A 20,949-nucleotide genomic window follows, 5' to 3' on the forward strand; every position below is an offset into this window, starting at 1 on the left:
GTTCAAATTTACACAAAATTGTTTCACTTCAAATGTTCAGCGGTGAAAGGTTGCCAGTTGCCAGTTGCGGGTTGAAGGTTTTGTTATTGTTTTTTTTGACCATGCTCAGGCATATCCAGCCTGAGCACAGGTATTTGCCAAAGGTTCACCTTACAACAGTAAGGAACCAATGCTTTATAAATGCCAGATTTCCCTCTTCAGGGTATTCGAACCGGATTCAAACTGACAACCGGCACCCCGCTTCCCTCCTCCAAATCTTACAGGTTGTGTGTTCGTATTCATCCTAAAAATTCATACCTTTAAACTTCTATAATGAATTATACTAACTCAAAATAGATTATGAAAAGACTCTGCCTCTTTATGCTGTTGTGTGGCTGTTTCACGGGTGTTGCACAATCAGGACTTCAGAAAGACATTGAAAACATCGAACCGAAAATAATTGAATGGCGAAGGTATTTCCATCAGAACCCGGAATTGTCCAACCATGAGTTCAATACTGCCAAAAAGATCGCCAAACACCTGAAAGACCTCGGGATGGACGTACAGACCGAAGTGGCCAAAACCGGCGTGGTGGGTATCCTCGAGGGCAAAAAGCCGGGAAAGGTTATTGCGCTTCGTGCCGATATCGATGCCCTGCCCGTTACGGAACGTGTGGATGTACCGTTCAAATCTACCGTGCGGACGGAATACCTGGGCAAGGAAACAGGTGTTATGCATGCCTGCGGACATGATACCCATATTGCCATTATGATGGGAGTGGCCGAAGTCCTTGCAAAGAACAATGATTTTGCAGGCACTGTAAAATTTATTTTCCAGCCTGCCGAAGAAGGCCCGCCCCCTGGAGAGGAAGGAGGGGCAAGCCTCATGGTCAAAGAAGGCGTCTTGGAAAACCCGAAAGTAGAAGCTATCTTCGGCCTGCACATCAACTCACTCACCGATGTAGGCAAAATACTGTACAAACCCGGCGGAACTATGGCCGCCGCCCAGGAATTTGACATCCATGTCAAAGGAATACAGGCACACGGGTCCGCTCCATGGAGCGGAGTCGATCCTGTACTGGTGTCGGCCAAAATAGTGGATGGGCTGCAATCCATCATTAGCAGGGAAATGGAATTGACCAATGAAGCGGCTGTAATAACCATCGGGAAGATAAGCAGTGGTGTCCGCCATAACATCATTCCGGAAACCGCAGAGATGCTGGGCACAATACGAACCCTGGACTACGACATGCAAAAGCTGCTTAACCGCCGTATGAAAGAAATGGTTCCTGCTATTGCGAAGGCATATAAGGCTGAAGCTACCATCAACATTGCCAAAGGCCTGCCCATTACCTATAACGATCCCGAACTCACAGAAAAAGCACTCCCTTCCCTTAAAAAGGCTGCAGGAGAAAATAATGTAATGCTGACCAAGGCCGTCACCGGAGCTGAGGATTTTTCCTTTTACCAGGAAAAAATACCCGGCTTTTTTTTCTTTTTGGGAGGAAAACCTGTTGACAAAGGGCCTACCCAGCACCATACTCCCGATTTTTATATCGATGAAAGCGGTATGCTGCTCGGCGTAAAAACTTTTACGCAAATTGTTTTTGATTACCTGGGAAAATAAATATGTTTATCAGGTAATATATCAATCAGCAAATTGAAATTGATCGGTAAACTGAACATAAGACAACGCTTTAATGTGCCATTATCAAATTAACTGATTGACAAATTGGCTAATTAAATTATATACAATGAATATCATAGCTTTATTTCTCGGTGATATCCCATGGTGGGGATGGATCCTTATATTTCTCGCACTTGTAGCTGTCCGGGATATTTTTGTTCAGCGGGCACACACTATAAGCCATAATTTCCCTATTGTGGGGCATTTACGTTATCTCCTGGAAAGTATAGGTCCGGAACTCCGCCAGTACCTCGTGGCCAATAACCGGGAAGAACTGCCCTTTAACCGTATAGAAAGGGGCTGGATATACGCCTCGGCAAAAAAGGAGAACAATTATGAGGGTTTCGGTACGGACCGGGATATTTATTCTCACCAGTACCTTTTCGTAAACAATGCCATGATCCCCTATAAGATAAAAGAAGGGCATCCGAATTACACAGACAAGTATTTCCTTCCCTGTGCCAAAATTATGGGCGCATATCGCAACCGGCGAAAACCGTTCCGGCCGGGATCGGTGATCAACATCTCGGCCATGAGTTTCGGATCGCTCTCCGCCAAGGCAGTAGAGTCGATGAACCTCGGGGCTAAAAAAGCAGGCGCTTACCACAATACGGGCGAAGGCGGATTATCTCCCTACCATTCCAACGGTGCCGATGTGATATTCCAGATCGGAACGGGTTATTTCGGTGTACGGGACAAGGAAGGCAATTTTTCCATGAAAAAACTGAAGAAGCTGGTGGAAGAAAATCCATTTGTAAGGGGTATCGAGATTAAGTTGTCGCAGGGCGCCAAGCCCGGTAAGGGCGGAGTGCTCCCTGCCAAAAAGATCACTAAGGAAATTGCCGGGATCCGGCATGTTGATACGGGAAAAGATGTGCTCTCTCCGGTGAACCACAGTGCTTTTTCTTCCATACCGGAACTCATCGATTTCGTAGAGCGCATTGCCGAAGAGACCGGGCTCCCGGTGGGCATTAAAGCGGCTATTGGTAAACTGGACCAATGGCACGAACTGGCCATACTGATGAAAGAAACCGGAAAAGGCCCCGACTTCATTACCATAGACGGTGGTGAAGGGGGAACAGGAGCCGCTCCCCCCAGTTTTGCAGACCACGTTTCCCTGCCCTGGGTATACGCTTTCAGTGATGTCTACGGGATATTCAAGGAATACGATATTGCCGATCGTATGGTCTTCATTGCCAGCGGAAAACTCGGATTCCCTGCCAAGGCCGCAATGGCCTTTGCCATGGGAGCCGATTGTATCAATGTAGCCAGGGAAGCCATGATGAGCATAGGATGCATACAGGCGCAATCGTGCCATACCAATCGTTGCCCCAGCGGAGTGGCCACACAGAACAAATGGCTGCAAAGCGGTATAAACGTCCCCCTGAAATCGGACCGCCTGGAGCAGTATTTCAAAACCTTCCGCAAAGAATTCCTGGAAGTTACCCACGCCTGTGGTTACGAACATCCCTGTCAGTTTACCATGGACGACGTCGATGTAAGCGTCGGTGACCGCAACCTCACACAAACCCTTGCCGCCACCTACCAATACAACAAGGTAAAAGTGCCTTTTGAAAGTATGCAAAAAATAAAGGAATGCCCTTATCTGGGCGGGAAAGATCAGCATCACGCATAATTGGCCTCCAATCCCCTTCTGCATGCCTGAAGCGGGGGCCAGTTACCAGTTTTCCGGTTGGTGGTGGTTATGGGTAAAAGAGCAAATTCATGACAAATACTGATGCTTATGCTCGGAATATTAAGAATACATCCCAAAAAGTCCAACAAAAAACTGGTAACCGGCAACTGGCACCACCTCTATTAACCTCACGTTAAATTTTAATTTATCACAATATTTTTACAGTGAGATAGTTATATATTTATCAAAAAAACCCCATGACTCCTATAAAGAAAAGTTTACTTTTTGCTTTTTTCCTACTTTGCAGCATTTCCTTTGCCCAGGAAAAGTATACCATAAGCGGTATTGTTACCGAAGAAAAAAGTAATGAAAGCCTCATTGGTGTCAACATTATCGTGTCGGGACTACACCAGGGAGTATCTACCAACGAATATGGTTTTTATTCCTTCAGCCTCCCGGAGGGGAAGCATACCCTGAGTATCAGCTACCTCGGGTTTAATACCATTACCCGGGAGATCGACTTGCATTCGGATATACGGCTCAATTTGCAACTGTCCGAAAACTCCGAGCAGCTCGACGAAGTGGTCGTCACGGAATACATCAGTCCGGAAAATATCGGCTCTCCTCAGATGAGTGTCAACGAACTGTCGATAAACACCATCAAAAAGATGCCTGTTGTCCTGGGCGAGACCGATATCATCAAATCCATTCTCCTGCTTCCCGGTGTAACCAGTGCAGGCGAAGCGGCTTCGGGCTTCAACGTCAGGGGTGGTGCTGCAGACCAGAATCTTATTCTATTGGACGAAGCTACCATCTACAACTCCTCGCACCTCTATGGTTTTTTCTCTGTGTTTAATCCGGATGCCATCAAAGACATCAAACTATACAAAGGAGGGATCCCTTCGCGTTATGGCGGCAGGGTTTCTTCGGTCCTCGATATTTTCCAGAAGGATGGCAACAGCAGGAATTTTCATATGAACGGCGGAATAGGCGTCCTCTCCAGCCGACTGCTCGCCGAAGGGCCTATCGTAAAGGACAAGGGTTCTTTTCTCTTCGCAGGCAGGAGCTCTTATGCCCACCTGTTCCTGAAACTTACGGACAATGAGAACGCCGCGTATTTCTATGACCTGAACACCAAGATCAGCTATCGTTTTAACGACAACAACAGTATATTTATCTCCGGCTATTTTGGCCGGGATGTGGTAAGCATCCGCAACAGTTTTAAAAATACATATGGCAATTCCATCCTCAATTTCCGCTGGAACCACCTTTTTTCGGACAAGCTCTTCTCTAACCTTTCATTTATATACAGTGATTATTACTACGGATTACGCCTGAATTTTGTTCAGTTTAACTGGGATTCAGGTATTCAAAACTTCAACCTCAAGTACGACTTTAAACATTATGTCAACCAGGATCTGAAATTATACTACGGGGTCAACGGGGCTTATTACAAGTTCAATCCCGGGGAGGTTACCCCCACCGGTGAAAATTCCGGGGCAAATTACCGGAAACTGGATGATAAATATGCCCTGGAAAGCGCCGTCTATATCGATGTGGAACACTCCATTTCCGACAGGTTAAAACTCCAGTACGGCCTTCGGGCCAGCAGTTTCTTCAGGATGGGCCAAAAAAACCTCAATCTGTATAAAAACAATAATCCCGTGATCTTTAATGAAGATTTCGGCATTTACGAAAAGGCCGTCCCGACCGGTACGTTGACCAGGTCCAGGACCAAACGCCTCAAGACCTTCATCAACCTGGAGCCCCGTGCCTCCCTGGCCTACAAACTAAGTGAGAACACCTCGCTCAAGGTGAGCTATAACCGGATGGCCCAGTACCTGCACCTCATTTCCAACACCAGCTCACCTACCCCGCTGGATGTATGGGCACCCAGTGGCAGATACATCAAGCCTCAGTTGCTCGATCAGTATGCCCTGGGGTATTTCCACGATTTCAGGGACAACTCCTACACCCTGGAAGCCGAAGGATTTTACAAGAACATCAAGAACCGTATCGATTATATAGACGGCGCCGACCTCATTGCAAACAATGCCATAGAACAGGTTATACTCCCCGGCGAAGCTCGTGCCTACGGGCTGGAATTGCTGTTGAGAAAGAAAAAGGGGCGCCTTCAGGGCTGGCTGTCCTACACCCTGTCGCATTCAGAACAGAGAACCCCGCCAAGGACCATCCGGGAAACCGGTATAAATAATGGGGAATGGTATAACACCCCATATAATAAGACCCACGATATTTCCCTGACCGGCTCTTATGCCTTTAACAAAAAACTTACAATGGGCATGAATTTCATAGCGCAATCCGGGCAGCCGGTCACTTATCCGGACGGGTATTATCAATACCAGGGTGTAAACTTTCCCAGCTACACCGGTAGAAATGACGAAAACCTGCCGGCCTACCATCGCCTGGACCTCTCCCTCACCTACACTCCTAAACCGGAAAAGAAAAAGGGCTGGCAGAGCGAGTGGGTTTTCGGTATATACAACCTGTACAACCGCAAAAATGCAGCTTCCATTACTTTCAGACAGGACCGGGAAACCGCCAGGAACGAAGCGGTGAGATTATCTATTTTCGGTATTGTCCCCTCCATTTCCTATAACTTTAAATTCTGATGCCATGTCTATCACCATAAAACGCATACTGCCCTGCCTCATGTCCATCATCGCACTACTGGGCTGTGAAGACACCGTACATGTGGATGTACCCGAAGCCACTCCCCGTCTGGTCATAGACGCCTCCATAAACCTGCCCAAGGACGGGCTTCCGGAAGCACAACAGATAAAACTCACAACTTCCGCCCCCTACTACAATGACCAGGTGCCACCTGCAACAGGGGCTTCGGTTGAAATTACCGATAGCGAAGGTATTGTCTATACCTTCCTTGAGGACGGTAATTCCGGGATATACAAAAACACACAGCTCGTCCCGAAGTTCGGCAAGTCCTATACGTTAGACATTGTATATCAGAATGAACACTATACGGCCACTGAAACCATGAAATCCGTCACAGAGATCGAAGATATCCTTCAATCCAAAGGCGGTGGTTTCAGCGGAAACGATTATGACATCAAAGCCTATTATACCGACCCCCGGGATGAAGACAATTTCTACCTGTTCGAGTTTATTCCGAACATACAGCTTATTCCCAATTTACAGGTCTATGAAGACGAATACACACAAGGCAATCGCATATTTGCCTATTATACCGACGAAGACCTGGCTCAGGGCAACCAGATAACCATAAGGGTATACGGGGTTTCCGAACGGTTTTACAACTTTATGAACATCCTCCTGGAGCAGAGCTCCAGCCAGGGCAACCCGTTCCAGACCCAACCTGCAACTGTCAAGGGCAATTGTGTGAACCTTACGGATAAGAACAATTTTCCCTTTGGGTATTTCCGCCTTTCGGAAATGCATGAAGTGATATATACATTAGAATAAAAATTAACGGGTAAAAGATATCAATACGTTAGTATCGGGATCCGTTTTATCCATGAACATCGTTTTTTATCAGTACATTTTTACAGACCGAAACAAATACTTAAACCCATGTAAACCACTGAAGTCAAACCTCTAAAACCAAGCCCCCGCCATGTTAGCCACTAAAAATTGTATTGCGATCCTGTCGCTGATCGCATGGTTGCCTGGTTTTTCCCAGGCCGAGGATTCAACACACACAAAAGAAGGACGTTTCCGGACGTCAGTAAATGTTTTAAAAAACAGTATCTTAAGCATTCCGGGAGATTTTAAAGAGATGGGACATTCTATTTCCGGAAACTGGAAAAAAACTGCTGCCTACACCGGTGGAATTGCCGGACTGGTTATGGTGGACAAATACACTACCGAATTCTACCAGGACAACATTGAGGATAATATTAAATATTCCCTGCCCCGCATTTCATCCAGGAAAAGCAACTTTCCCCTGTTTCAGGGAAACGATGCCTACATTACCTACTCCCTGCTGGGAATTTACGGCGGGTCTATAATAGCCAACAATGAAAAGGGGCAGATCGCCGCGATAAATTCCTTTAAGGCCCTGGCATATTCTTATGTGATCTCCCATCTGGTATTGAAAACCCTTTTCGGCAGACAACGCCCGGACCCCGCTTTAAGTGATGGCATCCCTCCCGAAAGCCCTTTTACCTCCAACCCTCTTGATTTCGGTAATTTTCACGGTGTTTCTTTCGATGCCGACGCGGACGGTACAGCTTTTCCTTCATTGCACGCCACAGCCTATTTTGCCGTAGCAAAAGTGCTCGCCATGGAATTTAACAATTACTGGATACCCTATACCCTGGTCAGCGTTGTATTTTTTGCCGACATCAAGAATCACAGGCACTGGGTTGCAGACATGGTTGCCGGGGGGCTTATTGGAACATTGATAGGAAAAGCCATTGTAGTCAGTTCCCGGAAGCTGAAAGTTAAAGAAGACTCCGGTACACAGCAGGCCTCCTTGCGGAAAAGAGCCAGTTTTCAGTTGGTACCACAGATATCCGGCAGAATGGTCGGACTACATTGTGCGGTAACTTTTTAAACGTGATAGGGCAAAATAAAAAGCGGGATATTTTTTATCATATCCCGCTTATGCTATATTAAACCCCAGAAAGGGCAACAATAAATTACTTCAGTTCAAAACCTACATTTACCGTGGCTTCGATACTCATTTCACCAATAGCTATGGACTCCCTGCCACCTGAAGCATCGGCTTCCACTTTCATCGTGGCAAATCTCGGCATGGGGATGGGTTCGGACAGTCCGGTCTCAGACAGGTAAATGGGATCGCCTACACTTTTACCCAGTGCAGTAGCGTATTCTTCGGCTTTTTTTCTCGCATTTTCCACTGCCTTGATCCGTGCCTTGCTTTGCAGTTCTTCGATATTGGAAGCTCCGAAGGTCACTCCGTCTATCCTGTTGATCCCGGCATCCAGAAGGCCCTGGGTCAGGGCTTCATATTTAGATAAGTCTTTCAGGCGAATGGAAAGTGATTGATTGGCCACATACTTGTATTCCTTGGTCTGGTAGTCGTAGTTTTTGTTAAGGTTCAGGTACTCCGTCCGGACATCTTTGGAGTCTATCTTCATCTCCTTACAGAATTTCAGGACCTTGTCTATAAGCACATCGTTGAGTTTCTTTACCTCGCCAGCCGATTTTCCTTCGTTCTCTACCCTAACTTTCAGGGTTACGTTATCCGGAATCACTTTTACCGTACCTTCACCCGAAACAGATATCGTCCGGGACTGGTCTTTTACCAATACTGACGGATTTTGAGCTTGTAGTGCCATAGTGCTGCCTAATACTAAAGTTAAAATGATTTTTTTCATCGTATATATTGCTTTTTTGTTTATATCCTTGCCTGTAATCAACTCCCGTGCCAAACCAAAAACCACTTTTTGCTCTCTAAAAAATTTATATTTTTCTTAACGCTCCGGGAAAACCAGATATACCGTCTCAACGGCAATCGGGACAAAAGTCTGGCGAGACTTATCGAGACAAAGGTAGATTTTTCAACAGTAAAAACGTTACAGCTTCCCCATTTTTCCGAGCACATAGAGCAAAACGATCGGAATGGCTAGTAGAGTTACCATCAATGGATCAATGGCAATAAGCCCCGGATAGAAAACAAGCGTAAGGACATATCCGCCTATTGCCCCGCCAAAATGCGCCGTATGCCCGATGTTGCCTATTCTCTTTTTCATGCCGTAGATGGAATAGAGCAAATAGCCTATGCCAAATACATAAGCCGGGATCGGTATGGGGATAAAGAAGAAATACAGGCTCATGTTCGGGTTGAGCAGTATGGCAGAATAAATGACCCCTGTCACCGCTCCGCTGGCCCCCACTGCGCTGTAATGATCTTCATTCTTGTGGAACTGAAAGGAAAGCAGGTTCCCTGCTAGCAGGCTCGCCAGGTAAATGGCCAGGAATTTCGGATCGCCAAAACGCGATACTACGATCGGGGCAAAAAAATAGAACGTTATCATGTTAAACAACAGATGGGTCACATCCACATGCAAAAAGCCGGAAGTGACCATACGCAGCTTTTCCCCGTTCTTTATGCCCCTTATCTGGAATTTATAGCGTTCAAAAAAAGAAAGGTCGTTAAACCCTTTTATGGAGACTAATACATTAGCGGCGATAACCGCTATCATTACTATGTTCAAATTCATGGAATCACTTGTTTGTAACCTTGTATGTTCAAAAATACATTAATTTTTTTCATTGCAATTCTTTTATGATTTTCTTTAGTACATGACAAAATTCAAAAATCCATTGTTTTTTTGACTCAGGACTTCAAGATATGGGATATGAGATGTTAGACATAAGGCTTAGGGCTTTAAGATGTGCCTATGTCAACTAGCTCGGGGTAAGCCCTTTGATAAATACTATACTAAGTTACCTGTACTGATCATACCAAAGTGCTCAGTACAGATTCCATAAGGCATTCAAATGAAATGAACCATATATCTAAAATCTCATATCTGATATCTTCCTTCATGCCCATAATTTTTTGTCATATACCTAAATAATTTTCAATAAAAATTTAACGTGTTTCCTCCCGGATGGGACGAAGAGCGGAAATATGGCTATATTTGCCGGAAATACTACGCGATATAATGCAGCTTCTGGTCTTTATTCTGGCATATCCCCTGTTGTGGATCATCTCTCAACTACCGTTCCGTTTGCTTTATGTTATTTCTGATGTAGTGTACTTTATCCTGTACAAACTCATAGGGTATCGCAAAAAAACGGTCAGGACCAACCTTAAACTTGCTCTTCCCGAACGATCTGCCGAAGAAAGGCTCTGTATCGAGAAAAAGTTTTACAGACATTTCGGAGACGTGTTCCTGGAAATGATAAAATCCCTTTCGGTCTCAAAGGCCGAAATAAAGAAACGTTATACATTTACCAATATAGAGCTCATACAAAAGCTCGAAAAGGAAAAGAGTATTATTCTGCTGTTTCCGCATTATGCCAACTGGGAGTGGAGTTCTACAATAAACCTGTATGTCACTTCTTCCAAAGGGTATGCTGTATATCAACGTATTCAAAACAAATACTTTAACAATCTGGTTAAAAATATCCGGGAAAAGAACGGTACTACCCTGATCGAAACCAGGGAAACCATTAAGGTCATACGAAAGAACCAGATAAATAAGGTACCTGCTATTTACGGCTTTTTAAGCGATCAATCCCCGCAGTTGAGCAAGGCTGTATACTGGCAGGAATTTATGGGCATAAAGGTCCCTGTACACATAGGCCCGGAAGTACTTGCCAAGCGGGCAGACCTGACCGTACTATATATGCACACTGAAAAAATAAAAAGGGGATATTACCGCGCAACCCTTAAAACACTTACCACCTCTCCTGCAACAAACCCGAATTATCAAATAACCGATATGTATATCCGGGAAGTGGAAAAACAGATCAAAGAAGCTCCGGAATATTATTTCTGGACCCACAAACGTTGGAAACACAAAGGCAAGGCCCCGAAGGATTGACGATAGTCATTCTGAACCCCGATGTATCAGGGTTCAGAATGATGATTGGCTTCAGCTCCTCAACGGTCTTACATCATCATACCCCCGGAAACTTCGATACGCTGTCCGTTGATCCAACGGGCATTTTCAGAGCATAAAAAAGCAACTACCCCTCCGATATCTTCCGGCAGGCCTGCCCGGCCAAGGGCGGTAGCATCCGCTATGTGTTTGTTCATCTCCTTATTATCCCATACGCGACCGCCGCCAAAATCTGTTTCTATGGCTCCGGGCGCAACTACATTGGCAGCGATACCCCTCGCCCCAAGTTCTTTAGCCATATACCTGGTGAGCACTTCAACAGCACCTTTCATGGAACCGTAGGCCGAAGAGCCCGGAAAAGAGAAGCGCGCCAGTCCGGACGAAATATTGATGATGCGCCCCCCGTCATTGATGAAAGGTAAAGCCTTTTGCGTAAGGAAAAACACGCCTTTCAGATGAATATTGAACATCCCGTCAAACTGTTCTTCCGTAGTTTCCGCAAAGGGGGCGTAAAGCGCAGTCCCTGCATTGTTGATCAAAAAATCGAAACTTGCGTTGCCATTTTGCTCTTCCAGTCGCCCGGAGAGTTGCCGAAAGAAAGTATCGAATGTACTGACATTGCGCGTATTCAGTTGCAGGGCTATGGCCTTCCGGCCCAGGGACTGAATTTCTGTAACAACTTCTTCGGCCTTCTCTTTATTGCTGTTGTAGGTCAGTACTACATCCGTTCCGTTTTTGGCCAGGTTTATTGCCATATCCCTTCCCAGGCCACGGCTCCCACCTGTTACCAAAGCGGTTTTACTCTTTGTTGTTGTCATTGTTCTGCTATTTAAATTCACAATTTTTTTACAACACAAAGGTCCGCAGAGAAGCGGGATCGCAGTTTGTAAACAACAATCCAAGATTTGCAAAAATCAAATATATATTTTACGAACGAAATGCCAGGGGAGACAGGGAGGTCCGTTTTTTAAAAAAGTTAGAAAAGTGGGCTACTTCTTCAAAACCGAGACTGAAAGCTATCTCAGACACGTTCCAGCCTGTTTGTTTCAGCAATATCTTGGCTTCCTGGAGCAGCCGGCCGTTTATGATCTCGGTAGTGGTCTTTCCGGTGTTTTCTTTGAGCACTTTATTGAGATGGTTTACATGAATGGCAAGCCTTTCGGCATATTCTCCGGCGGTTCGCAGCTTTAGTTGCTGACCGGGGGAATCCAGGGGGAATTGCCGTTCCAGCAGTTCAACAAAAAGGGAAGTGATACGGGCCGAAGCGCTCTGGTCGTTATGCAAAACTGCGGCAGGCTGCAATTTTTGCCCGTAGTGAATAAGCTCCAGGACATAATTGCGGAGCAGGTCGTATTTGTATTCGTAGTCCGATGCTATTTCGCGCTGCATTTTTACGAACAACTGTCCTATTTCTTCCGCTTCTTCATCGGTAATCTCAAAAACAGGATAGCCACCCGCCCTGAAAATAGGGAGTTCATCCAGCACCACCCCACTTTTGTTCCTGATCAGAAATTCACCGGTAAACACACAAAAAGAGCCGGCCTGCTCTTCTTCCAGCGGAAACCAGTGATAAGGGACCTTTGGCGTGGCAAACAGCAGCGCATTCTTTTCCACATCGATCACTTTGTCGGCATATTCTGCCCTGTTCCTTCCCCTGATAAGGCTTATTTTGTAATAAGCCCTGCGATCATAAGGCATCACATTTTTTTGTTTTACCTGCCTGATGGTGTCCGATATATCGAATACATTAAAATGACCGATCTCCTTATGGATCCCCGGCGGTAAAAGGGTATTCAGGTCCTTCCCGGTAAAGTTTACGGCTTCTTCGTAAAATTGCTCAAGCGACCTGTTCCTTATATGTTTCACCTTGTGGTCGGTTTGTAAAATTCAAAGATAGTATACTGGGCTTTCTCTTAAAACGTGATCTCTTCCCAGGTATTGGCATACACAGGAGCCACCTTGTTCAGGGAATTTTTAAGGCTTATGATATCTACTTTGGGGCCATCGGAGAAAACCTTGAGTATCTCGTCTTTTTTGGCGTCGAAAAAGACCTGCAACAGGAATGAATTAGGCCTGGTGGAATTTACCCGTTCCAGGAATTTCATGGATCTGGCCATGGATTCTTTTCCGGAAGCTGCGTCTTCTGTCATCATGTCCAGTCCTTTCCGGTGATATTCGTACAGGGCTGTACGATAGCTTTTGAACGGATTGGACAGTAGGTTGTCGATCAAGCCCCAGCGGCTTTTGTTCCCGTCGGACTGTTTCCACCCGGAATAGTCACTGCTCTGTGCCAGGTTTACGATATTTCGTGCCTGTTCGTAGTAGGGCGTCCCTCCTTCGGGCGTAAAGGTGTCGGCATCCATCCCCAGGATGATGTATACATAATACGTCACCACCGATACGAGATTGGACTCAAAGGTATTGGGGTTAAAAAAAAGCGGTTGAAATTCCAGGTAGCGGAAATTGAACTGCCTGTCCTGGAAATTCAACACAGGCGATTCATATGCGGAATTGTACACCGGACGCGACGATTGCACCTGTATGGAAGCCGTAAAACGGTCAGATTCATAATTGTTGATCGTGATATACATGCTACTCTTTATCCGTTCCTGAGGTGCATATACGCGGTTGGTCCATTGGGTCTTGTTCACAAAATCGGTAAGGGATTTCTCCAGGCTTTCGAAGATCTGTTTATTGCTTTGCCCTACCTGTTCGGCATTCACGATCACCCGGCAGTTCAGCTCCTGTGCAGACAGGGAATACGACCATAGCAAAACGAAAAGTAAAAGTGTATTACTCCATACCGCCTTAAGACATCCGGCGGCATATTTCGGTAAAAATATCCTGGGCAACATCCGATTTAGGTTTTAGTTCAAACGGGATGGTATTCCCCTCCCTGTCTATAAAAGTAATCTTATTTGTGGACTTACCAAAACCGGCTCCTTCGTCATTGAGTGAATTGAGCACAATGGCATCGAGCTTCTTTTTGTGGAGTTTTCCCCGGGCATTTTCCAATTCGTCATGGGTTTCCAGGGCAAATCCTGCCAGGTATTGATGTTTTTTGATGGCCCCGAGGGAGGCCAGGATATCTTTTGTAGGTTCCAGTTCGATGGACAGGGAGACGTCTTTTTTCTTTATTTTTTTATCTACCGGTGCTGCCGGCCTGTAATCGGCCACGGCTGCTGCCAGAATGGCTATATCCACACCGGGGAACACCTCGTGTGCAGCCTCGTACATTTCTTTGGCACTTACCACCCGCACAGTCCTAATCTCCGGAATATCGGCAGAGAGGTACGTAGGGCCGGAAATCAAAGTTACTTCCGCCCCGAGCCGGGCGGCAGTTCTGGCCAGTTCATAGCCCATTCTTCCGGAAGAATGATTTCCTATAAAACGCACCGGGTCTATGGCCTCATAGGTCGGGCCCGCGGTAATAAGCACTTTTTTGCCATAGAGGGGCAGGTTACGGATGATATGGTTTTCCATGAATTCCACAATGGCCTCCGGTTCTGCCATACGGCCTTCGCCGGTAAGCCCGCTCGCAAGTTCACCATGGGTTGCGGGGATCACTATATTACCGTAAGTCTTTAATCTGTCCAGCGTTTCTTTTGTAGACGGGTGCCGGTACATATCCAGGTCCATCGCCGGGGCAATGTAGACCGGGCATTTGGCAGAAAGGTAAGTTGCAAGTAAAAAATTGTCCGATACACCATTGGCCATCTTTGCCATGCTATTGGCTGTGCCCGGGGCAATTACCATATAATCTGCCCATAAACCGAGCTCCACGTGGTTGTTCCATAGGGCATTTTCGTCGTCCTCACTGGTAAATGAGGACAATACGGGATTTTTGGACAGGGTAGACAGGGTGAGCGGTGTAACGAATTCCCTGGCGTTTTCGGTCATCACCACCCGGACACTCGCTCCGGACTTTATAAACAACCGTACCAGAAAAGCGGTCTTATAAGCGGCAATGCCCCCTGTAATGCCCAAAAGGATGTTCTTGCCGCTTAAAACAGACATTTATGCTTCTTTTTCGGTATTCCTGTAATATATTTTGTCGTTCAACCACTCTTCCACAGCAATAGCGTGGGGCTTGGGGAGTTTTTCATAGAACTTGGACACTTCGATCTGTTCCTTGTTCTCGAAGATCTCCTCCAGGCTGTCGGTATAGGTAGCGAACTCTTCCAGCTTTTCGATCAGTTCCTTTTTGATCTCTGAATTGATCTGGATAGCCCTCTTGGAAACAATGGATATCGCCTCGTAGATATTGTCGGTAGAGGCGTCTATCTTGTTTTTGTCGAGCGTTACGGTAGAAACCGGTGCTTCTGTTTTTCTCAGGTTACTCATCTCTCTCTTCTTATTTGCTAAATTGTTGTAATTCTTTTTCCACCACGGCTATCATCTTTTCCGTTTTATCTGCATATTTGGTCTCGGGGTAATATCTTTTCAATGTATTATAGGCATCTTTTGTATTGTTTAACCGCTCTTCCATCTTTGCATAAACACTGTTCACTGCAAGATTATAGGAAGCCTCCATTTTGTAATACATGGCATCTTCCCTGAAAACGGTTCCCGGATAATTGGACAAGAAATTATCAAATGACTTAATCGCTGCTTCATAATACCGTATCCGGTTGTATTGCTTGGCGATCTCCAAATCCTTCTTTTCCAGCTTTGTCCGCAATTCCTGCGTAAGTTTATTGGCTTCGTCTATGTACTCCGAATCGGGATAAGTGTTGATAAACAACTGTAATTTGTCCAGGCCCGTATTGGTCTCTGTCTGGTCTACACTAAACTTCGGAGAAAGCATATAGTAGCTCTTGGCCCCGAGGAAAGCCGCTTCTTCGGCCTTGTCACTTTTGGGATACGATTTTGAAAAACGTTCAAACTGGTAGGCCGCCAGATAGTATTCCTTGGTCTGATAATAGGAGTCCGCATGAAAATATACCACCCTCTCTCCTTGCGGTTTTCCCGCATACTGGGGCACGATCTGTTCAAAAAGGCGGTTCGCTTTCTTGTAATCCCCTTTGTTATACAGCTTTTCGGCCAAATCGTATTTTAACTTAACATCCTCGCTCTTCAGCGCCTTCTGAAATTCACTGCAGGAACTCAGCAGGGCAGCTGTGACAGCGATGTAAACAAATCTCTTCATGCTTTGACTCGTAAGTTTTAGTGGTTCTTTCCGTTAAAATTACGGAAATGGCACTTACCGCTAAAATTAACGGCAAAATTAGCCAATAATTAGATAATACAAAATTATTTATCGCCCGAAGATACAATTTACATTCTTCCCTGAAAACAGGAAGGAACGAATTTTAACCATATTTTAGAGTTTACTACGCTTCCTTCTCTGCTTTACCTTTTTACCGAAATCCAAAAATCACCCTTGTACAGTGATTTTTTTCCTGCTCTTTAATTCTATGTTTGTAGAATTGAAATTTTATTCTATATTTGTAGAGTTAATTCTAATTTTATAGAACATGAAGCTATCCAACTCCGAAGAAGAACTCATGAATTATCTATGGAAGCTCAAAAAGGCTTTTATGAAAGATCTGTTGCAGCAATATCCCGAACCCAAACCGGCCCCAACGACTTTGGCCACCTTATTAAAACGAATGAAGGATAAGCAGTTCATCGATTACAAAGTTTATGGAAAATCCAGAGAATACTTCCCGCTGGTGAAGAAGAAAGACTACTTTTCCAGGCACGTCAACAGGTTGATAAAAACCTTTTTTAATGACAACGCCAGCCAGTTCGCTTCGTTTTTTACGACGGAAACCAATCTTACCAAAGAAGAATTGGAAAAACTTAAAGAGTTAATAGATGATGAAATAAAAAAGAAATAACATGCTGTATTACATCTTAAAATCATCGGCCTGCCTGACGGTATTCATATTGTTTTACAAGTTGTTTCTGGAAAAGCAGGACATGCATGTTTTTAAACGGTTTTACCTGATCTTTGCGTTAATCGCCTCATTCTGCATTCCGCTGATCACTTTTAAAACCTATGTTGAACCGGCCCTGACACCACAACTTATAGCCCATACTGCAATTCCGGCCGAAAAACTGTTGGGCACAACAATCCGGGAAACAAATTACTTTCCTGTCGTTTTGTGGGGTATTTACGGGATGGGAGCAGCAGTTTTTGGCATTCTTTTTTTATCGAACCTGCTGAAACTCATTAAAAAAATAACGCTTAATGAAAAAAAGAGGTCCGGGAAATTCACCAATGTGCTACTCTTAACAGAGGTAGTTCCGCACACCTTCTTCCATTATATTTTTCTGGAAAAGAATAAATTTGAAGCCGGACAAATTCCCGAAGAAATTTTACTGCACGAACAATCGCATGCCCGACAAAAACACAGTCTGGACCTTGTTTTTATCGAGTTGCTTCAGGTTATATTCTGGTTTAATCCGCTTATTTATTTTATAAAAAAAGACATCAGGCTCAACCATGAATTTTTGGCAGACCAGGCTGTTCTGTCCCATGGTTATCACACAAGAAAATACCAGCAGATGCTATTGGCATATTCATTAAGAGTAGCTCATTATCCATTTGCTGCAGCCATCAATTATTCATTCATCAAAAAGCGATTTACAGTTATGAGAACACACACATCTAAAAAAGCCATTTGGTTGAGAAGCCTCATGCTCCTACCGTTGTTGACGGTACTGGTTTGCAGCTTCAGCCAGAAAAAGGAGATTGAAAAAAACAACTCCGAAATTCAATCTCTCTCTTCAAAAAAGACAGTCTCCATTTTGGAAAATACAGAGATCCTGGTCACGAAAGACCGGAAACTCTATGTCAACGGAAAACAAACAACCCTTAAAGCATTGCCAAACATTCTTGCTCAGTTAGGCCTAAAGCCGTCTTCCGACAAGCAGGATAAAACAGGGCCTGTTAAGATTAAAATTGAAAAGGGCGTAAAAATGGGCCTTGTCACCGACATCAAAGAACAATTAAGGCAACACGGTTATCCTGCGGTGAAAATAACGCCCCTTTCGCAACGAAAAGGCGCAACCCCCAAACAAATTGCCGAACACAACAAACTGACGAGCTTTTACAATTCACAGCCAGGCGGTAAGCGGATCATTAAATTTGACGACCTGGCCCGTATACAATATCTGTACACCCTTATGACCGGAGAGCAAAAGGCACAGGCTCAACCCCTTGCCACACTTCCTCCGCCCCCACCGGAGGCCCCTCAAAAGCCTGAACCCGTTTCAATCCAGGAAGATCAGTTCCAGCTCGTCATATTGATAAACAAGCACGACGAGCTGATGTTAATCGAAAACTCCAAAGACTTTATAGAAAAAGTCTCCATAAATGACCTGAAAGATCAATTGCTGAACATCCATAAAAACGAAATGAAGAGATCCGGTTCTATAAACACACTGATAAAAACTGACAGGGCTTCTAAAGGAATTATTGCCAGGGTCTCTTCCATTTTAGAAGAACTGAAACTATACAAGCCCATTAAGATGGGGGTTAGGACTCAATACCCATAATCACCCGAACCACAACCGGCTAGCCCTCATTAAGATCTGTAATCCGGTTAAGTGGCCTTACCCGCAAGTACTTTAATTTATTAAAATCAGTTCAACATAAATCACGAAGTCATTACGAGCCCTAACATTTTAGCAACCGCATAAATGGAAAATGACATCTCTGTCCCGTCAAGCGAAGTCGAGACGCCCTAGCCAGCCCGGAACCCCTCGACTCCGCTCGGGGTGACAGCTTCCTATATCATTGTAATTCATATTATTACAACCAAAAAAAAGTATCGAGAAATATCTGACCAGAAAAAATCCTCGGCCTGATGATAGGGATCATTCTTATGTCGGGATTCAGGTTATACCAAATTCACATTTTTTTCAACAAAACCCGATATTCTTGCTTCCAGTTCGCTGTCCACTTTTACCAGGGGCAGCCGCACCGCATCATCTGCCAGTTCAAGGGCATGTAATATGGATTTTATTCCGGCCGGGTTACCCTGTTCGAAAGCCATATCTATGACATCCATAAGTTTGTAATGTAAAGTATAAGCCTCCTTGGCATGCCCTTTCAACCCATACCTTACCATCTCCGAAAATTCCCTGGGAAATCCCTGCCCTATGACAGATATAACCCCGGATCCCCCGGCCAGTACCATGGGGAGAGTGATCATATCGTCACCGGAAATGACCAGGAAGCCTTCCGGTTTGTCCTTTACAAGCCGCATGGCCTGTACGATATCGCCTGCTGCCTCTTTTATCCCTATAATATTTTCCATGTCCCGGGCCAGCCTCAGTACGGTTGCAGGTAATATATTGGAAGCCGTTCTTCCCGGAACGTTATACAGGATAACGGGTATCGGTGACGCTTCTGCCACGGCTTTGAAATGCTGATATATACCTTCCTGTGTAGGCTTGTTATAATAAGGCGATACGGACAGGACGGCATCGAATGCAGACAGGTCTGCGTCCTGCAGCTCGCGGATCACTTCGGCCGTGTTGTTGCCACCGATACCGAGCACCAACGGAAGTTTGCCTGCATTTGCCTTTATAACGGTTTGTTTTACGATCTCTTTTTCTTCTTTGGTCAATGTCGCACTTTCTCCGGTGGTCCCCAAAACCACCAGATATTCCACTCCTCCTTCCGTGCAGTGGGTAACCACCCTTTCGAGTGCTGCCCGGTCCACACTGTTATCCCTGTTAAACGGGGTTACCAAAGCTACCCCGGTGCCTGTGAATTTTGACATTTTATATCTTGTTTAAAATAGTGAGGTATTTAATTAATTCTGTCCTGAACTCCGGAAACCTGTTCGGAGTAGTGTTTAATATAAAATCGTTCCCTTTCTCGTATTCGCCTGTCAGCCCCACCTTAAAGGCCGACCTGACCTGCAGGGTAGCCAGTCCCAGCAACAGTTGCGGCTGACTGTAATAGCTGAGCAACATATCGTAGGGCCTGTCCAGGATCTGCTTGTAACGATCGTTGCGGATCTCTCCTTTCCACCCCAGGTCTTCCTGGCGAAAGACCGGAATGCCATAATAGGCATTGGCATCTTTTCGCCCGGTATAACCTATGATCCGGAAATGCTCCTGCCGGACCTGTATATCCATGGCCAACTCCTTAAACGCCTCTACATCATCAAATTCGTCAAGGTTTACCACACAGGCCAGTGAAGACACTTTGTCATTCCCGGCATTTCGTTCGCCACTGTTGGACGACAGGCCTTTTTTAAGAATTTTATAGGCCGCTTTTTCCTTGTATTTCTTAAAAAACATATACCTTCGCTTTGTTTTGCAAATGTAATACATTACCATGCATAAAAACATACTCAAACCGGACCTTAAATACATAAAAATAACACATTTTGTTATTTTTACAACAATTATAGTGTTTTTTTCCTGTAAAAATGAAAGTAGTGATTTCAGCGGAAATATTTCACGGATAGAAGGCAGGGAGATCAACATTAATGACAGCATCGCCGCAGACCAGTCCATAGACGACTTTGTACGCCCTTACCGCGAACATATAGACAAGGATCTAAGCACTCCCCTTGCATATAATCCGGAGACCCTGAACAAAACAGACGGAGAGCTAAACACAGCCATAGGCAACCTGATGGCCGATATTGTCATGGAACAATCAGCTCCCGTGTTCCGGAGCAGAAAAGAGAGCGAAATAGATGCCGTACTCCTTAATTTCGGAGGTATCCGGGCTATGATGCCCAAAGGGGATGTTACTGCAAGGACCGCCTATGAGGTAATGCCATTTGAAAATGCTATTGTGGTCCTGGAACTTTCCGGCAAAAAGGTCAGGGAAATGATCGATTACCTGGTAAAAAGGAAAACCGCCCATCCCATAAGCGGCATCAAACTTTCCCTCAACAGCAACGGCGGCCTGAAAGAGGCACTTATCGGCGGAAAACAGATAGAGGATGGCAAAAATTATTTTATCGCCACATCTGACTACCTGATGAACGGGGGCGACAATATGAACTTTTTCCTCAACCCGGTGAGCGTAACTCCCCTCGACTACCGTATCCGGAATGCCATGATCGATTATTTTACCCGAACCGATACGATCCAGGCAGTCCGGGACGACCGTTTTGTGATGGAATAAACCGG

At 45.2% G+C, this 20,949-nt stretch carries 19 protein-coding genes; 9 read left to right on the plus strand and 10 right to left on the minus strand.

Going from position 1 to position 20,949, the window contains the following annotated elements:
• The first annotated feature begins 339 nt into the window (after nt 1–339).
• The 5 genes from KN811_RS05935 to KN811_RS05955 all read left to right on the plus strand — a co-directional run bounded on the left by KN811_RS05935 (nt 340) and on the right by KN811_RS05955 (nt 7,856).
• Nucleotides 340–1,605 (plus strand): amidohydrolase, encoded by a 1,266-nt coding sequence (locus KN811_RS05935; protein ID WP_187964503.1) that lies wholly within the window; start codon nt 340–342, stop codon nt 1,603–1,605.
• 127 nt (nt 1,606–1,732) lie between these two features.
• Nucleotides 1,733–3,301: an FMN-binding glutamate synthase family protein gene (locus tag KN811_RS05940; RefSeq protein ID WP_187964502.1), complete on the plus strand. Its 1,569-nt coding sequence runs from the start codon at nt 1,733–1,735 to the stop codon at nt 3,299–3,301.
• A gap of 257 nt (nt 3,302–3,558) precedes the next feature.
• Nucleotides 3,559–5,934, plus strand: a complete 2,376-nt coding sequence (locus KN811_RS05945; protein WP_187964501.1) for a TonB-dependent receptor — start codon at nt 3,559–3,561, stop codon at nt 5,932–5,934.
• A gap of 4 nt (nt 5,935–5,938) precedes the next feature.
• Nucleotides 5,939–6,763 carry a DUF4249 domain-containing protein gene (locus tag KN811_RS05950; RefSeq protein ID WP_187964500.1) on the plus strand — a complete coding sequence of 275 codons (825 nt, stop codon included), beginning with the start codon at nt 5,939–5,941 and terminating at the stop codon, nt 6,761–6,763.
• A 151-nt stretch (nt 6,764–6,914) separates the two neighbouring features.
• Nucleotides 6,915–7,856: a phosphatase PAP2 family protein gene (locus KN811_RS05955; protein WP_187964499.1), complete on the plus strand. Its 942-nt coding sequence runs from the start codon at nt 6,915–6,917 to the stop codon at nt 7,854–7,856.
• Nucleotides 7,857–7,941: 85 nt separating this feature from the next.
• Here the strand turns inward: KN811_RS05955 and KN811_RS05960 are convergent, their stop codons facing one another.
• On the minus strand, nt 7,942–8,643 hold the full coding sequence (locus tag KN811_RS05960; RefSeq protein ID WP_187964498.1) for an SIMPL domain-containing protein: 702 nt from the start codon (nt 8,641–8,643) through the stop codon (nt 7,942–7,944).
• A 198-nt stretch (nt 8,644–8,841) separates the two neighbouring features.
• Nucleotides 8,842–9,489 (minus strand): rhomboid family intramembrane serine protease, encoded by a 648-nt coding sequence (locus tag KN811_RS05965; protein ID WP_187964497.1) that lies wholly within the window; start codon nt 9,487–9,489, stop codon nt 8,842–8,844.
• A gap of 393 nt (nt 9,490–9,882) precedes the next feature.
• Between KN811_RS05965 and KN811_RS05970 the strand changes: the two genes are divergently transcribed.
• Entirely contained in the window at nt 9,883–10,821 is a 939-nt protein-coding gene (locus tag KN811_RS05970) for a lysophospholipid acyltransferase family protein (RefSeq protein ID WP_247716415.1), read from the plus strand.
• A 68-nt stretch (nt 10,822–10,889) separates the two neighbouring features.
• On the opposite strand, the gene KN811_RS05975 is transcribed toward KN811_RS05970, so the two are convergent.
• The 6 genes from KN811_RS05975 to KN811_RS06000 form a co-directional block, all read right to left on the minus strand.
• Complete coding sequence (locus KN811_RS05975) at nt 10,890–11,657, minus strand: SDR family NAD(P)-dependent oxidoreductase (protein ID WP_187964496.1); 768 nt, start codon at nt 11,655–11,657, stop codon at nt 10,890–10,892.
• Between the two features lie 109 nt (nt 11,658–11,766).
• Nucleotides 11,767–12,705 carry a helix-turn-helix domain-containing protein gene (locus tag KN811_RS05980; protein WP_187964495.1) on the minus strand — a complete coding sequence of 313 codons (939 nt, stop codon included), beginning with the start codon at nt 12,703–12,705 and terminating at the stop codon, nt 11,767–11,769.
• 47 nt (nt 12,706–12,752) lie between these two features.
• Entirely contained in the window at nt 12,753–13,694 is a 942-nt protein-coding gene (gene porD, locus KN811_RS05985; protein WP_187964494.1) for a type IX secretion system protein PorD, read from the minus strand.
• Nucleotides 13,648–14,856 carry a bifunctional phosphopantothenoylcysteine decarboxylase/phosphopantothenate--cysteine ligase CoaBC gene (coaBC, locus tag KN811_RS05990; protein ID WP_187964493.1) on the minus strand — a complete coding sequence of 403 codons (1,209 nt, stop codon included), beginning with the start codon at nt 14,854–14,856 and terminating at the stop codon, nt 13,648–13,650. Before coaBC ends, porD begins: the two co-directional genes overlap by 47 nt.
• On the minus strand, nt 14,857–15,183 hold the full coding sequence (locus KN811_RS05995; RefSeq protein ID WP_187964492.1) for a DNA-directed RNA polymerase subunit omega: 327 nt from the start codon (nt 15,181–15,183) through the stop codon (nt 14,857–14,859).
• Between the two features lie 10 nt (nt 15,184–15,193).
• A complete protein-coding gene (locus tag KN811_RS06000; protein ID WP_187964491.1) occupies nt 15,194–15,988 on the minus strand; it encodes an outer membrane protein assembly factor BamD in 795 nt (264 codons plus the stop codon).
• Between the two features lie 328 nt (nt 15,989–16,316).
• Between KN811_RS06000 and KN811_RS06005 the strand changes: the two genes are divergently transcribed.
• On the plus strand, nt 16,317–16,682 hold the full coding sequence (locus tag KN811_RS06005; RefSeq protein WP_187964490.1) for a BlaI/MecI/CopY family transcriptional regulator: 366 nt from the start codon (nt 16,317–16,319) through the stop codon (nt 16,680–16,682).
• A gap of 1 nt (nt 16,683) precedes the next feature.
• Nucleotides 16,684–18,345, plus strand: coding sequence for a M56 family metallopeptidase (locus KN811_RS06010; protein ID WP_187964489.1), 1,662 nt, complete (start codon nt 16,684–16,686; stop codon nt 18,343–18,345).
• A gap of 344 nt (nt 18,346–18,689) precedes the next feature.
• On the opposite strand, the gene dapA is transcribed toward KN811_RS06010, so the two are convergent.
• Nucleotides 18,690–19,577, minus strand: a complete 888-nt coding sequence (dapA, locus tag KN811_RS06015; RefSeq protein WP_187964488.1) for a 4-hydroxy-tetrahydrodipicolinate synthase — start codon at nt 19,575–19,577, stop codon at nt 18,690–18,692.
• 1 nt (nt 19,578) lies between these two features.
• Nucleotides 19,579–20,103, minus strand: coding sequence for a DUF6913 domain-containing protein (locus KN811_RS06020; protein WP_187964487.1), 525 nt, complete (start codon nt 20,101–20,103; stop codon nt 19,579–19,581).
• A 37-nt stretch (nt 20,104–20,140) separates the two neighbouring features.
• Here KN811_RS06020 and KN811_RS06025 point away from each other — a divergent pair, with 37 nt between their 5' ends.
• Nucleotides 20,141–20,944 (plus strand): 5'-nucleotidase C-terminal domain-containing protein, encoded by an 804-nt coding sequence (locus KN811_RS06025; RefSeq protein ID WP_187964486.1) that lies wholly within the window; start codon nt 20,141–20,143, stop codon nt 20,942–20,944.
• Nucleotides 20,945–20,949 lie beyond the last annotated feature (5 nt).

Source organism: Sinomicrobium weinanense (assembly GCF_018863395.1).
GTDB lineage: Bacteria > Bacteroidota > Bacteroidia > Flavobacteriales > Flavobacteriaceae > Sinomicrobium > Sinomicrobium weinanense.